At 71.0% G+C, this 13505-nt stretch carries 13 protein-coding genes and 1 pseudogene; 9 read left to right on the forward strand and 5 right to left on the reverse strand.

The window, feature by feature from the left end:
* From QZT59_RS03975 to ftsY, 6 genes are all read left to right on the forward strand, one after another.
* On the forward strand, positions 1 to 698 hold a 698-nt coding region (locus tag QZT59_RS03975), incomplete at its 5' end, for a hypothetical protein (RefSeq protein WP_290811646.1).
* Between the two features lie 250 nt (positions 699 to 948).
* Positions 949 to 1101: a 50S ribosomal protein L39e gene (locus QZT59_RS03980; protein WP_290811649.1), complete on the forward strand. Its 153-nt coding sequence runs from the start codon at positions 949 to 951 to the stop codon at positions 1099 to 1101.
* Positions 1101 to 1379, forward strand: a complete 279-nt coding sequence (locus QZT59_RS03985) for a 50S ribosomal protein L31e (protein ID WP_290811652.1) — start codon at positions 1101 to 1103, stop codon at positions 1377 to 1379. The genes QZT59_RS03980 and QZT59_RS03985 overlap by 1 nt, the downstream gene beginning before the upstream one ends.
* Before the next feature lies 1 nt (position 1380).
* Positions 1381 to 2046, forward strand: coding sequence for a translation initiation factor IF-6 (locus tag QZT59_RS03990; RefSeq protein WP_290811655.1), 666 nt, complete (start codon positions 1381 to 1383; stop codon positions 2044 to 2046).
* Positions 2047 to 2255: 209 nt separating this feature from the next.
* Positions 2256 to 2711 carry a prefoldin subunit alpha gene (gene pfdA, locus QZT59_RS03995; RefSeq protein ID WP_290811658.1) on the forward strand — a complete coding sequence of 152 codons (456 nt, stop codon included), beginning with the start codon at positions 2256 to 2258 and terminating at the stop codon, positions 2709 to 2711.
* 4 nt (positions 2712 to 2715) lie between these two features.
* Positions 2716 to 4044: a signal recognition particle-docking protein FtsY gene (gene ftsY, locus QZT59_RS04000; RefSeq protein WP_290811661.1), complete on the forward strand. Its 1329-nt coding sequence runs from the start codon at positions 2716 to 2718 to the stop codon at positions 4042 to 4044.
* A 48-nt stretch (positions 4045 to 4092) separates the two neighbouring features.
* On the opposite strand, the gene QZT59_RS04005 is transcribed toward ftsY, so the two are convergent.
* The gene (locus tag QZT59_RS04005; protein WP_290811663.1) at positions 4093 to 5373 is read right to left on the reverse strand and encodes a TIGR00341 family protein; all 1281 of its coding nucleotides are present in this window, start codon (positions 5371 to 5373) and stop codon (positions 4093 to 4095) included.
* Between the two features lie 142 nt (positions 5374 to 5515).
* Here QZT59_RS04005 and QZT59_RS04010 point away from each other — a divergent pair, with 142 nt between their 5' ends.
* The 3 genes and pseudogenes from QZT59_RS04010 to QZT59_RS04020 all read left to right on the forward strand — a co-directional run bounded on the left by QZT59_RS04010 (position 5516) and on the right by QZT59_RS04020 (position 10271).
* Entirely contained in the window at positions 5516 to 6376 is an 861-nt protein-coding gene (locus tag QZT59_RS04010) for an NmrA/HSCARG family protein (RefSeq protein ID WP_290811666.1), read from the forward strand.
* Positions 6377 to 6767: 391 nt separating this feature from the next.
* A complete protein-coding gene (locus QZT59_RS04015) occupies positions 6768 to 8561 on the forward strand; it encodes a nitrite/sulfite reductase (protein WP_290811669.1) in 1794 nt (597 codons plus the stop codon).
* A pseudogene (locus QZT59_RS04020) lies at positions 8551 to 10271 on the forward strand (Coenzyme F420 hydrogenase/dehydrogenase, beta subunit C-terminal domain). The gene QZT59_RS04015 and the pseudogene QZT59_RS04020 overlap by 11 nt, the downstream one beginning before the upstream one ends.
* Before the next feature lie 76 nt (positions 10272 to 10347).
* On the opposite strand, the gene QZT59_RS04025 reads toward QZT59_RS04020, so the two are convergent.
* The 4 genes from QZT59_RS04025 to QZT59_RS04040 all read right to left on the reverse strand — a co-directional run bounded on the left by QZT59_RS04025 (position 10348) and on the right by QZT59_RS04040 (position 13307).
* Entirely contained in the window at positions 10348 to 10848 is a 501-nt protein-coding gene (locus QZT59_RS04025) for a hypothetical protein (RefSeq protein WP_290811672.1), read from the reverse strand.
* A gap of 98 nt (positions 10849 to 10946) precedes the next feature.
* Complete coding sequence (locus tag QZT59_RS04030) at positions 10947 to 11357, reverse strand: HIT family protein (RefSeq protein WP_290811675.1); 411 nt, start codon at positions 11355 to 11357, stop codon at positions 10947 to 10949.
* A gap of 61 nt (positions 11358 to 11418) precedes the next feature.
* Entirely contained in the window at positions 11419 to 12999 is a 1581-nt protein-coding gene (locus QZT59_RS04035; RefSeq protein ID WP_290811679.1) for a dihydrolipoyl dehydrogenase, read from the reverse strand.
* Between the two features lie 95 nt (positions 13000 to 13094).
* On the reverse strand, positions 13095 to 13307 hold the full coding sequence (locus tag QZT59_RS04040) for a hypothetical protein (protein WP_290811681.1): 213 nt from the start codon (positions 13305 to 13307) through the stop codon (positions 13095 to 13097).
* Positions 13308 to 13505 lie beyond the last annotated feature (198 nt).

Raw genomic sequence — 13505 nt, forward strand, 5'->3', positions numbered from 1 at the left:
CGGCCGCCGCCGCGGTCGGGGACGCGTTCGCGCAGGTCGCCGATCACGCGGCGGCGACCGGTCGCGGCGGGGTCGACTACGCCGTCGAACGCTGCGACCCGATCGGCTCCCGGCTCGGCGTCGCGTCCCCGCTCGACGCCCTCGCGCCCGCCTCGCGGGTCTACGATCGCTTCCGCGCCGCGGTCCTCGACCGGCGACCGGACGCGGGCGCGTGCTGCCACCTGCTGCTGTGGTGGGGCCCGCTCGACTACGAGATCGGCTACGGCCGGATGCTGCCGGGAACGTCCCACGCGGCGCGGAACGGAGACGCGGGCGCGCTGACCGTCGCGAACGTCGGCGCGACCGAGTTCTGGGACGACCGGTCGGTGACCAGGAACATGGCGATCCACGAGACGCTGCACGCGTTCTGCTCGTCGACGATCGCCGCTTCGGTGGTGGACAGTCGCTGCGACCACGACCTCGGCGCGGCGGTCGAGACGGAACCCGGCGTCCGCGACGTGTCGCCGATGGCGACGGCGTACGCCGGACCCGCTCGCTTCGGCGGCGGCACCCGGTGGCACGGTCGGGGCTGTTACGACCACGACGCCTTCTCGCGCCACGACGGCACCGAGGGCGTCGAGGAGTGGCGATACACGACGTCGCTGAGCGACGCCACGCTCGAAGCGGTGACGCGGTACGCCGAGAGCCACCTCGTTTGAGCGACGCCACGCTCGAGGCCGTGACGCGGTACGCCAGGGGGCCGCCTCGCTCGGGCGCTGATCGCCCGCGGCGGTGACGCGCCACGCCGGGCGCCGTCGTCCGAGCGCGACTCGCTCCTCACCGGTTTCCGGCCGGCGTGCGCCGACCGTTCCCCGGCCGAAACGGCCTCAGCGCCGGCGAAACCGCCGCCGCCGCCGTCGTGGCCGGATGGACAAGATTTTATGCCAGGGTAGGCTACACCCGGCCACTATGGGTAAGAAGTCCAAGGGCAAGAAAAAGCGCCTCGCGAAATTGGAGAACCAGAACAGCCGGGTCCCGGCCTGGGTCATGCTCAAGACCGACATGAACGTTCGCCGCAACCCCAAGCGACGCAACTGGCGGCGCCACGACACCGACGAATAATGAGCGCCAGTGACTTTGATGAGCGGGTCGTGACGGTTCCGCTCCGGGACGTGAAGGCCGCACCGAACCACGAGGCCGCCGACCGGGCGATGACGATCGTCCGCGAGCACCTCGCGAAACACTTCTCGGTCGACGCGGAGGTCGTCCGGCTCGACCCCTCGATCAACGAGGCGGTCTGGGCGAACGGCCGCTCGAACCCGCCGCGGAAGCTCCGCGTGCGCGCCGCGCGCTTCGACGAAGCGGGCGAACCGGTCGTCGAAGCCGAGTTCGCCGAGTAAGGTGCTCCGCGCCTCCTTCGCCGGCTCCGCCTACGTCGGCGTCTTCGCGTGCGCTACCGACCACTCGTTGCTCGTGCGTCCGGACGCGGACGACGACCTGGTGGACGCGCTCGCCGACGAACTCGACGTGCGGGCGGTGGCGACCACCGTCGGCGGCGCCGGCACCGTCGGGGTGCTGGCGACCGGCAACGAGAACGGTCTGCTCGTGAGCAGCCGCATTCTCGAGTACGAGCGCGACCGGATCGCGGAGGCCGTCGATCTGCCGATCGGCGAGCTGCCCGGCCAGATCAACGCCGCCGGGAACGTCGTGCTCGCGAACGATCACGGGGCGTACGTCCACCCCGACCTGCCGCGCGACGCCGTCCAGGTGGTCGAGGAGACCCTCGCGGTCCCCGTCGAGCGCGGCGACCTCGCGGGCGTGCGAACGGTCGGCACCGCCGCCGTGGCCACCAACGACGGCGTCCTCTGTCACCCGAAGGCGACCGACGCCGAGCTCGACGCGCTGGAGGCGGTACTCGACGTCCGCGCGGACGTCGGGACGATCAACTACGGCGCGCCCCTCGTGGGCTCCGGGCTGCTCGCCAACGACGCCGGCTACGTCGTCGGCGAGGACACGACCGGGCCCGAACTCGGCCGGATCGAGGACGCGCTTGGCTACCTGGACTGAGCGGTGACGGCCGCCGCGACCGATCGGCGGCGTTCGGGCTTCCGTCCGGGCGGCCGCGATCGGACGAACCCCGGGGTCGTAGCGCCCCGGAAGGGAACATTCTTCCGGCTCCCTGACGGACGATGTGGTATGAGCGACCACTCTCAGACCGGTCGGTCCGAGCGCGAGGAGTACGAGCCGCGACGCGATCGAAGCGGGGTGAGCGATCGATGAGCGCCGGTCAACAGCAGCTCCAGGCGCTCTCTCAGGAACTCCAGGAGATTCAGGGGACGATCGAGACGCTGCAGACGACCGTCGAGGGGATCCGCCAGGACCAGCGCGAGATCGACGACGCGGTCGAGGCGATCGAGAACCTCGAGAGCGACTCCGTCGTGCAGGTCCCGCTGGGCGGCGGCGCGTACGTCCGCGCCACCGTCGACGACATCGACGAACTGATCGTCGAGCTCGGCGCCGACTACGCCGCGGAGTTCGAACGTGATCGGGCGGTCGAGACCCTGGAGAACAAGCGAGCGCGCCTCGACGACCGCATCGACGAGGTCACCGAGCGCATCTCCGAGCTGGAAGCCGAGAGCACCCAGCTCGAACAGCAGGCCCAGCAGATCCAGCAGCAGGCCCTCCAGCAGCAGATGCAGGGCATGCAGGGTCAGGGCGACCGGGACGAGTAGCCGCATGTTCGACAACCTGCGCGAGAAGCTCGGCAGCTTCCGGTCCGACGCCGAGGAGGCCGCCGAGGAGAACGTCGAGGCGATCGAGGAGGGGGACCTCGAGGAGATCGACGGGGGCGCCCTCGAGGAACTCGACGAGGCGAACCCCGAGGCCGAGGCGGCGGGTCCCGGCGCCGAGCTCGACGAGGCGCCCCGCGAGGGAGCTCCCGGCGCGCCGATCGCCGAGGAGGGTTCGGCGTCGCCGGAACCGGCGACCGGTTCCGGGACCTCGGCCGCGGCGGCGGAGGCGGCGGCCGAGTCCGACGACGCGGCGAGGGTCACCGACGAACCGGACGGTCGCGCCGGGGCCGACGCCGAATCGGCCGACGAGGTGGGGGCCGACCTCGAATCGGCCGACGAGGTCGGAGCCGACGCCGACGCGTCCGACGACGATTCCGATGGCGGCGTCGGCTTCGGTCGCCGGGCGGCGTCGATGGTCCGGGGCAAGTTCGTCATCGAGGAGGAAGACCTCGAGGGACCGCTCCAGGAGCTGGAGATCGCCCTGCTCTCGAGCGACGTCGAGATGGGCGTCGCCCGGGAGATCGTCGAGACCCTCCGCGAGGATCTCGTCGGCGAGACGCGCACCTTCACGACCTCGACCGGCGCCGTCGTCGAGGCCGCGCTGGCCGACGCGATCAGGGAGGTGATCAGCGTCGGTCAGTTCGACTTCGAAGCCCGGATCGCCGAGGCCGACAAACCGCTGACCATCGTCTTCACCGGCGTCAACGGGGTCGGGAAGACGACGTCGATCGCCAAGCTCGATCGCTGGTTCGAGCGGCGCGGCTACGACACCGTGATGGCCAACGGCGACACCTACCGCGCGGGCGCGAACGAGCAGATCCGCGAGCACGCCGAGGCACGCGGGACGAAGCTCATCTCCCACCAGCAGGGCGGCGACCCCGCGGCGGTGCTCTACGACGCCGTCGAGTACGCCGAGGCCAACGACGTCGACGTCGTCCTCGGGGACACCGCGGGCCGACTCCACACCGACGAGGGGCTGATGGACCAGCTCGAGAAGATCGGCCGCGTCGTCGACCCCGACATGACGCTGTTCGTCGACGAGGCCGTCGCGGGCCAGGACGCCGTCAACCGGGCGCGGGAGTTCGACGAGGCCATCGAGTTCGACGGCGCCGTCCTGACGAAAGCGGACGCCGACTCCAACGGCGGCGCCGCCATCTCGATCGCCCACGTGACGGGCAAGCCGATCCTCTTTCTCGGCGTCGGCCAGGGCTACGAGCACATCGAGCGGTTCGATCCGGACGAGGTCGTCGAGCGGCTGCTGGCTGCGGAGTAGTCTCCCGACGGTCGGTGTGGTGACTTCCCGGCGCTGGTCCGCGAACCGCTAGCCGGTCTGGACCTCGACGAACCGCACCTCGATTTCGAGATCCGGGTCGCCGAGGCGCTCCCGGAGCTGGGCGGCGATCGGCGGCGACTCGACGCCGGCGGGTTTCCCGACCGTGACCACGACCCGTTCCGGCGAGCCCCGCAGCGGATGGTCGTCGATCGTCGTCTCGACCTCGATCAGCCGCAGCTCGTCGTGCTCGGCGACGACGGCGTCGACCTCCGCCTCGACCGTCCGCTCGTCGACCGCGCCCTGGTAGCCGGCGTAGGTGACGCCGGCCAGGAACACCGAGAGCACCAGGATGACGGCGGCGAGGGTTCCGATCCGCGAGAGGGTCGTCGCGCGGACGTCGGCGAGGCGGAACGCGGAGTCGGGCCGGTAGCCCTGGTACCACAGCACGGCCAGCGCGGCCATGTTGATCGAGAGGACGTTGACGAGCACGAGAACGCCGGAGCCGAGCGCCAGCGTCGGCTCGCTCCAGGCGATCCCGATGCCGACGACGGCGGCCGGCGGTATCAGCGCCACGGCGATCATCACGCCGACCAGCGCCGCCGACACGCCGGTCGAGAGGCTGACGGCGCCGGCGACGCCCGCCCCGACGGCGATCGCGAGCGCCAGGACGTCCGGCGCGAGCCGCTCGCGGACCTGCTCGATCGCGAGCACGTCGACGCCCGGCGGCACGACGTTCGCCACCTGGACGAACGCCGCGAAGGCGGCGGCGCTGCAGATCGCCCCGCCGACGCCGAGGACCTGCAGAACGATCCCGCGCATCCGGAGGGCGTCGTCGTCGAGGACGGTCCCCACGCTGGCCGCCAGCGCCGGTCCCACCAGGGGCGCGATCACCATCGAGCCGACGACCACCGCGGCGGAGTTGAGGAGCAAGCCGGCGGTCGCGACGACCGCGCTGACGATCGTCAACACCAGGTAGTTGCGCGTCGTCGGCATCAGGTTCCCCGCGGCCGCCCGGAGCTCCTCGCGAGCGATCCGGTCGTCGTCGCGCTCGTCCCCGTTCGCGTACTCCGCTCGCAGCTGGTCGAACCGCCGCGAGACGACGGTGTTGGCGTCGACGACGACCGTAATCGCGTCCTCGTCGAGCCCGGTCTCCTTCAGCCGGTCCATGATCGGCTCGACCGCGTTCGCCGGCAGGGGAAAGGTCGCGACGGCGGTGAACTCCCGGCCGCTCGTCTCGTCGGTCAGCGCGTAGTCGATTCCCGCATCCTCGAGGACCCCGCGGACCGCGTCCCGCTTGCCCGTCGGAACGGTGACCTGAACGAGTCGCACGTCCCCACCTCGAAGGGCGGCGCGAAAAAGGTGGCGTCCGGCGTATCGGTCCGATCACCTGTTCATACGGTTGATATATCAGCTCGCCGCCCGGACCGTTCGGTGGTGGCTTCTTCAACCCGGTCGTGGTAGGAAGCCCGTCATGACCGCAGAAACGATCCTCGTCGTCGGGGCGACCGGCACGCAAGGCGGCGCCGTCGCCCACCACCTGCTGGAGCACGAGCACGACTTCGACGTGCGCGCCCTGACGCGAGACGAAAACCAGGCCGCCGCCCGCGCGCTCGCCGAGGCCGGCGCCGAGGTCGTCCAGGGGAACATCCGCGAGAAGAACAACGTCGAGGGCGTGCTGACGGACGTCGACGGCGTCTTCCTGATGACGAACTTCTGGGAGCACGGCTACGACGAGGAGGTCGAGCAGGGGACGAACGTGATCGAGCTGGCGGACGATCACGGAATCGACCACCTCGTCTTCTCCTCCGTGGGCGGGGCCGAGCGCGATACGGGGATCCCCCACTTCGACTCGAAGTGGGAACTCGAGGAGCTGATCCGCGAGCGCGAGTTGTCGGCGACGATCGTCCGGCCCGTCTTCTTCGCCCAGAACTTCGAGGGCTTTCGCGACTCGATCGAGGGCGGGACGCTCGCGATGGGACTCGAACCCGGAACGGCGCTCCAGCTGCTCGACGTCGACACGCTCGGCGCGTTCGTCGCCGAGTGTTTCGTCGATCCGGATCGCCACGTCGGGGAGGCCTACGAGCTGGCGAGCGACGAGCTCACGCTCCGGGCGATGGCGATCCGCTTCGCGGACGTCCTCGACGTTCCCGTTCGCGCCGAGCACCTCTCGATCGACGACGTCCGGGAGGCCCAGGGCGAGGAGTTCGCCGTGATGTTCGAGTGGTTCAACGAGGCCGGCTACGAGTCGCCGCTGGACGAGTTGCGGGCCGCCCACGACGTCGACTTCTACCGCCTCGAGGAGTACGTCGCCGGCGAGTGGACCGCGGAGTAGCAGCCTCCGTCGCGGTTTCGAACCGGGTGCCGAGCGGGAACGCGTCGGCGTCGTCGGTCGTCGCGGCAACGTCTGCCCGGAGCGCCGACGAACGCGGCCGGCGACGAGACCCGCAGTATCGAGGGTCGCGAATGCGGGCCCGCTCGTCCGACCGACCCGCCCCGGTCGCGCAAGGGTTGCCGGAGCGGCCGAGCGCCGTCAGGTACCGCCGTATTGCGCGGGGGTATGAGGGTCGCGGTCGAGGGTCGGGGTATGAGCGCGATCGATCGTTCGCCCGCACCGGGTCCGACGCGACCCGCCGGCCGAGCGCCATCGCAGGCGAGGTGGAACGGATGACCGGCGGACCAGCGAACGCTTCCGAGCTCACGCTCGCTCACGGGGGTGGACTCGCGTGAACGCGACGGAGCGCCACAAGCGGGAGAAACATCCGCTGGACGTGATCGAGGACGTCCATGAGTACGCCGAGGAGGGCCTCACGTTCGACGAGATCGAGGCCCGCGCCGGCGACGGCGAGTGGGAGCGCCTGAAGTGGGCCGGGATGTACGCCCAGAAGCACCGCGGCTACTTCATGATCCGGACGAAGGTGCCCGGCGGGCACCTCACGCCCGCGCAGGCCGAGGTGATCGGCGAGTGCGCCGCCGACTACGCCGTCGCGCCCGAGGAGTACGGCGGCGCCGACCAGAACGAGCTCTGGGGCGACGCCTACCTCGACGTCACGACCCGCCAGGACGTCCAGACGCACTGGATCCGGATCGAGGACGTCCCCGAGCTCTGGGAGCGCTACGATGCGGTGGGGCTGACGACGATCCAGGGATGCGGGGACTCCGCCCGGAACGTGCTGGGCTGTCCGGCGGCCGGCCTCGACGACCACGAGTGCTTCGACGCCCAGCCCGTCGTCGAAGCGGTCTCGGACTTTTTCACGAACAACCGCGAGTACGCCAACCTGCCGCGGAAGTTCAAGCTCACGATCACGGGTTGCGCCCACGACTGCGCGCAATCGCAGATCAACGACGTCGGGCTCGTCCCGGCGAAGAAGGCGCTGGGCGGGGTCCGCGCGAGCGAAGCGAGTGCGGGCTCGTCGGAGCGAAGCTCTGACGGCGAGTACTATTACGGCTTCCACGCACGCGTCGGGGGCGGACTCTCCGACGGCCCCCGGATGGGCTCGGAGCTCGACGCGTTCATCCTGCCGGAGCACGCCGTGGAGTTCGTCCGCGCCGTCGCCCAGACGTTCAAAGAGCTCGGGGACCGCCACAACCGCGGCCTCTGTCGGATGCGCTACCTCGTCGAACAGCTGGGCCCCGAGACGTTCGAGGAGGCGGTCCGCGACCGCTGCACGGTCGACCTCCCCGAGGCCGGCGAGAACCTGACAGTGGGCTACAAGGGCGACCACGTCGGCGTCCACGACCAGTCTCAGGACGGGCTGCAGTACGTCGGCTTCAACGTAATCGCCGGCCGGATGGGCGGCGAGGAGTTCGCCGCGGCGGCCCGCGCCGCGAGGGAGTACGGCACCGAGGACGCCTCCCTACGCCTGGCCACCGACCAGAACTTCCTCATCAGCCACATCCCGGAAGAGAACGTCGAGGACCTCCTGACCGAGCCCTTCGCCCGGGAGTACAGCCCGGATCCGGGGCCGTTCTCCCGGGGCGCCGTCGGCTGTACGGGCAACGAGTTCTGCAACTACGCCATCATCGAGACCAAGAAACGCACGAAGCGCTGGGCCCGAGAACTCGACGAGCGCATCGACGTCCCCGACGACGTCGAGGTGATCCGGATGCACATGTCCGGCTGCTCGGCGTCGTGCGCCCAGCCCCAGATCGCCGACATCGGCTTCCGCGGGGAGACGGTCAAACTCGACTCGGACGAAGACGGGGAGCGCGAGCCGCGGAGCGGCTCGGAAGAAACGAGCGGGCTGCGCCCGCGAGTTGACGACCTCGTCGAGGGAATGGACCTCGGCCTCGGGGGTTCGCTCGGGGCCGACAACGAGTTCCTCGACTGGGTGGAGACGGCCGTCCCCCACCACGCCGTCATCCCGGCCCTGGAGCGCCTCTTCGACGTCTACGCCGAGCAGCGGGACGACGGCGAGCCGTTCTACGCCTGGTGCCGCCGGGTGGACAACGGCCGACTGCGGGAGATCACGGAGCGAGCGGACGCGCCCGTCTCGCAGGGGGTGGCCCGTGGGGACTGACGAACCGGCGGGAGCGGGGGACGACGCGGGCGCCGCCGGGACCGGGACTCCCGACGCCGACGGAGTCGAGACCGCGGACGCCGACGGAGCCGAGAAGCGGCTGCCGGGCGTCCCCCGGACGGACGACGAGGACGCCGTGATCGTGCCGTCGTCGACCGGCGAGCGGGTGCACGAGCCCGAGGCGTCGACCGCACGAGCGGTCGGCCGGGGCGCCCCGGCCGGCACCGGCGACTCCTGTGGCGGCGGAACCTGCGAGTGCGAGGACGGCCCGACGCTGCCGGGCGACGTCGAGGACTCCGACGAGGCCGGCGCGCCCGAAGGGGCCGCCGAGGGAACGGGCCAGCCCGTCGCCACCGACGGAGCCGGCGCCGCGAACGTCGACGAGGACGGCCAGCTCGGCGACCTCGAGTTCACCGAGCCCGCCGAGGGCGTCAGCCAGGACGTCTACGCCGACGATCCCGCCGAGCGGGTGGGCGTCCCCGAAGGCGTCGAGCTCGACACGCCGTCGTACTCGATCCGCGCGGAGATGAACGACGTCGAGACGCCGGCGGAGAAGACGTGGTTCCACGAACTCGACGAGGCGGTCGTCGACGCTGACCGGTGCATCCAGTGTGGCACCTGCGTCGCCGCCTGCCCCTCCGACTCCATCGGCGTCGGCGACGACGACCTCCCGAAACTCGTGAAGATGTGCACCGGCTGCTCGCTGTGCTGGGACTTCTGTCCCCGCGGCGGACTGCGCTACGAGCGCCAGTGGGTCATCACCGGCGGCGAGGACAACGTGACGGGCGCCGGCGACCCGATCACGGAGTTCTCCGCCCGGGTGGACGAGGACTGGACCGAGGGGGCCCAGGACGGCGGCGTCGTCACGGAGGTGCTGGCCACGCTCCTCGAGGAAGGCGAGATCGACGGCGCGCTGATCGCCACCGAGAGCGACGACGAGCCCTGGAAGGCCGAGAGCTACCTCGCGACCAGCCGCGAGGACCTGATCGCGAACGCGGGGACGATCTACAACCAGACGCTCGCGCTCGGCAACCTCGATCTCGACCGGTGGGCGCACAAGCTCCCCGAGAAGCCCCGCGAGGAACTCTCGCTCGCGCTCGTCGGCACGCCCTGCGAGATCGAGGGACTGCGCGCCCTGCAGGACGTCGAGTGGGAGTACGGCCACCAGAACGAGGGCCTCCGCGCGGTCGAGTACGCGATCGCGCTGATGTGCACGAAGAACTTCAACTACTACAGTCTCATCGGCGAGCAGCTGGAGGAAAAGCGGGGAATCTCCCCGGAGGAGATCGCCAAGCTGGACGTCCTCCACGGGAAGATGCTGGTCTACGACCACGACGGTGAACTGCTCGTCGAGGAGGACGTGAAGAACTTCCACGACGCCGCGCTCAAGGGCTGTGACGAGTGCGCCGACTTCACCGGCTTCTGTGCGGACCTCACCGTCGGCTCCGTGGGCTCGAGCGACGAGTATTCGAGCGTGATCGTCCGCACCGAGCAGGGCAGGAAGGCGTGGGAACTCGCCGAGCGCAAACTCGACTACCACGACCTCGAGGACCGCTCGGCCGTCGGCAAGCTCCAGGGGTGGGACAAGCAGAACGCGTTCGAGTCCATGGAACGGCCGTTCGACCCCGACGCCCCGCGGTTCGTCGAGTACACCGAGCACGCCGAGCACTACGGCAGGCGCTGAACCCGCACGACGCGGACGGGGGCTGACGCCCACGACGCCGGCGAGCAGCTCGCCAGCCCGTCCGCGGTCGAGGCTCCGTGGCCCGTCCCCGTCGACCGGCGGTCAGTCTTCGGGGGACCCCGCGCCGCCCCGGAGGAGTCCCACGACGCCGGCGGCGACGAGGAGGACGCCCCCGAGCGCGACGACGAAGAGCGAGGCGTGGACGTCGAGCGCGACGACGTCGCCGGCGCCCGAGGACGCCGCGAACGTCCGCATATCGGACCGTCCGGTGGAGTACACCCCGTAGACGAGCAGCCCGACGGTGATCCCGGAAAACAGCGTTGTCCACGCGGAGTACCGGCCGGGGCCCGCGTCGGAGCGGTAGGCGACGACGAGGACGGTCGCCGCGACGAGGACGGCGAAAAACAGCGACGCGACGCCGTCGCCGGACAGCCCGCCCGCCGTGATGTCGGCCGCCTCGGCCCGTCGGAGCGTCACCCAGGGCCGGACCGAGCCCAGCGCGACGATGGCGCTCCCGGCCAGCGCCAGCTTCCCCCACTCGGGGAGCGTCAGGCGGTCGGTCGGTCGTCGGCGTCCGTCGGCGGTGGCGAGTCCTTCCTCCATGGCCGTCCGTTCGTCGGGCGAATCGCCGCCAACGGCTAAAGCCCTGTCGTCGTCGGACGGGCCGAGCCGGCTCTCGAGAGGCACCGGGGTGACGTCCCTCAACCGTTCGCCCGGATCTCCTCGGCGAGCCGAGCTCCCTCCTCGTCGTCGAGCGCGTCGCGGGCGAGCGAGAGGCCGATGCCGTCGTCCGCGAACCGGGGCACGACGTGAACGTGGGCGTGGTGGACCGTCCCGACCAGCGGCCCGGACGTGTGGAAGACGCTGAATCCGTCGGGTTCGAGGGTCGCCTGGAGCATCTCGGCGACGGTCGAGACGGTCTCGAAGACCGACGCTGCCGCCCCGTCGGCGTCCGTCAGGATCTCCTCGCGATGGGCCCTCGGAACGACCAGCGCGTGTCCGCGTGCGGCCGGGTTCTCGTCGAGAAAGGCCACGGTTCCCCCGTCCTCGTACACCACGTTCGCCGACCGATCGCCGGCGACGATCGCGCAGAACGGACAGTCCTCGTCCATGGAACGATCTTCGGGCGAACCGACTAATGTCTATCTCCCCGCGCGACGGCCCGACCGCGCGCTATTTTCCCGCGACGTCGCGCCAGTCGGGTGCGGTCGAGAATCGCCGATCCGACAGCTCGTCGAACGCCGCCAGCACCACCTCGTTGAGCGCCGGGTGGACGTGGACCGTCTCCGCGACGTCGTCGACGGTCCCCGAGCCGCGGTTCATCGCCACGACCGCCTCGTGAATCAGCGTCGTCGCTTCCGGACCCACCACGTGACAGCCCAGTATCTCGCCGTCGGGATCGGCGAGGACCTCGACGAACGCCTCGTCCTCGTCGAGGATCAGTCCCAGCGGCGCCGCGGCGTAGTCGACGCGCACGCGCTCGTATTCGACGTCGTTTTCGTCCAGCTCGGCGGCGGTGGCGCCGACGCTCGCGACCCGCGGATCGGTGAAGATCGCGTGCGGGAGCGCCGAGCGGTCGACGGTCTCGCAGTCGCCCGTCGGTCCGTCGCGGCCGCCGGACTCCTCGTCGGCCGCCTCCCCGTCATCCCCCTCGAGCGCGGCCAGCACGTTCGCGGCCACGACCTCGGCCTCGCGGTCGGCCACGTGCTTGAACGGGAACTCGGGGAGCACGTCGCCGAGCGCCCAGACGCCGTCGACGTCGGTCTCCAGACGCTCGTCGGTGACGACGCGGTCTCGGTCGTCGGTCTCGACGGCCGTCTCTTCGAGGCCGAGTTCGTCGGTGTTCGGCCGCCGACCGGTCGCCAGCAGGAGTTCGTCCGCGCGGATCTCGACCTCGTTGTCGCGTTCATCGCCGGCTCCGTCGCCATCCTCTTCGCCGCCGGCTCCGTCACCATCATCATCGCCGCCATCGGTGGCCCCGTCGCCATCATCATCGCCGCCGCCCTCGGCGACGACGACGACCTCACCGGCTTCCGCACGGACCTCGCTCGCCTCGTGGCTCGTATAGACGTCACAGCGGCTGCCGAGCGCCCGCGTCACCGCCTCGCTCGCGGCCGCGGCCTCCCCCGGGACCAGGACGTCGCTCCGGCCGACGATCGAGACGTCGGCGCCGACGCCGTCGAAGAAGTGCGCGAGCTCGGCGCCGATGTAGCCGCCGCCGACGATCGCCAGTCGGTCCGGCCGTTCGTCGAGGAAGAGGGCGTCGTCGCTGGTGAGGTAGTCGACGTCCTCGATCCCGCCGATCGGCGGGACGATCGGCCGGCCGCCGACGGCGACGACGACCTGTTCGCCGCGGATCCGCTCGCCGTCCGATTCGCCGCCGTCCAGTTCGACCTCGCGGTCGTCGACGAACCGCCCCGCCGCCTCGTACAGGGTGACGCGCTCGGCCTCGCGGAGCCCCTCGGCCGCCCGGTCGGCCTTCTCGAAGACGGTCTCGTGCACCGCGTCGGTGATCGCCCCGAAGTCGACGCCCGTCAGTTCGGCGTCGATGCCGAATCGATCGGCCCGCCGGATCTCCCGGCAGACGTCGGCCCGGTGGATCAGCGCCTTCGAGGGGACGCAGCCCCGGGTGATGCAGGCCCCGCCGAGGGGCCCGGGTTCCAGCACCGCCGCCTCGTAGCCCTCCGCGGCGGCCGCGCTCGCCACATGCGAGCCGGAGCCGCCCCCGAGGACGACGACGTCGTACTCGTCCATGGGGGAGCCGACCACCATCGGCGGCTAATAATTCGGCCCCGCTCTCGCCGGCGCGGCCCGGCGACCGCGGGCCGAACCGCGCGACCCTGGCCCGCTCAGAGCCAGTCGTCGCCGCCCGATTCCTCCCCCTCCTCGTAGGTCTCGAGGGCCGCGGCGAGATTGCGAAGCGCGTCGGGCTTGTCGTGGGCCTGGCTGGAGATGCCGGTCGCCTCGTCCTCGGCGATCCAGAGGCCGTCCTCGACGGTGACGGTGATCGTGGCGACCCCGCCCTCGGCGTCGTCGCCGTCGTCGGATGCGTCGGTCGTCATGGGTACGGGTACCGGCGGTCGGGCCAAAGGCCTGCCGCTCGCGAGTCGCGCCGCTCGTTCGCTCCGTTCACGTTTTCGGACGCTCGAAATTCGAACCGCTCGCCGTACCGAGGTGACTCGCTGCGCTCGATCCTCGCGGCCCGCGGGTCACTTCGTTCCCCGCTCGCCGTACCGAGGATCTCGCTGCGCTCGATCCTC

This window comes from Halovivax sp., assembly GCA_007119345.1.
GTDB lineage: Archaea > Halobacteriota > Halobacteria > Halobacteriales > Natrialbaceae > Halovivax.

Coding starts and splice junctions, on each gene's coding strand:
- QZT59_RS03980 (WP_290811649.1), top strand. CDS start 949: ATGGGTAAGAAGTCCAAGGGCAAGAAAAAGCGCCTCGCGAAATTGGAG.
- QZT59_RS03985 (WP_290811652.1), top strand. CDS start 1,101: ATGAGCGCCAGTGACTTTGATGAGCGGGTCGTGACGGTTCCGCTCCGG.
- pfdA (WP_290811658.1), top strand. CDS start 2,256: ATGAGCGCCGGTCAACAGCAGCTCCAGGCGCTCTCTCAGGAACTCCAG.
- ftsY (WP_290811661.1), top strand. CDS start 2,716: ATGTTCGACAACCTGCGCGAGAAGCTCGGCAGCTTCCGGTCCGACGCC.
- QZT59_RS04010 (WP_290811666.1), top strand. CDS start 5,516: ATGACCGCAGAAACGATCCTCGTCGTCGGGGCGACCGGCACGCAAGGC.
- QZT59_RS04025 (WP_290811672.1), bottom strand. CDS start 10,848: ATGGAGGAAGGACTCGCCACCGCCGACGGACGCCGACGACCGACCGAC.
- QZT59_RS04030 (WP_290811675.1), bottom strand. CDS start 11,357: ATGGACGAGGACTGTCCGTTCTGCGCGATCGTCGCCGGCGATCGGTCG.
- QZT59_RS04035 (WP_290811679.1), bottom strand. CDS start 12,999: ATGGACGAGTACGACGTCGTCGTCCTCGGGGGCGGCTCCGGCTCGCAT.
- QZT59_RS04040 (WP_290811681.1), bottom strand. CDS start 13,307: ATGACGACCGACGCATCCGACGACGGCGACGACGCCGAGGGCGGGGTC.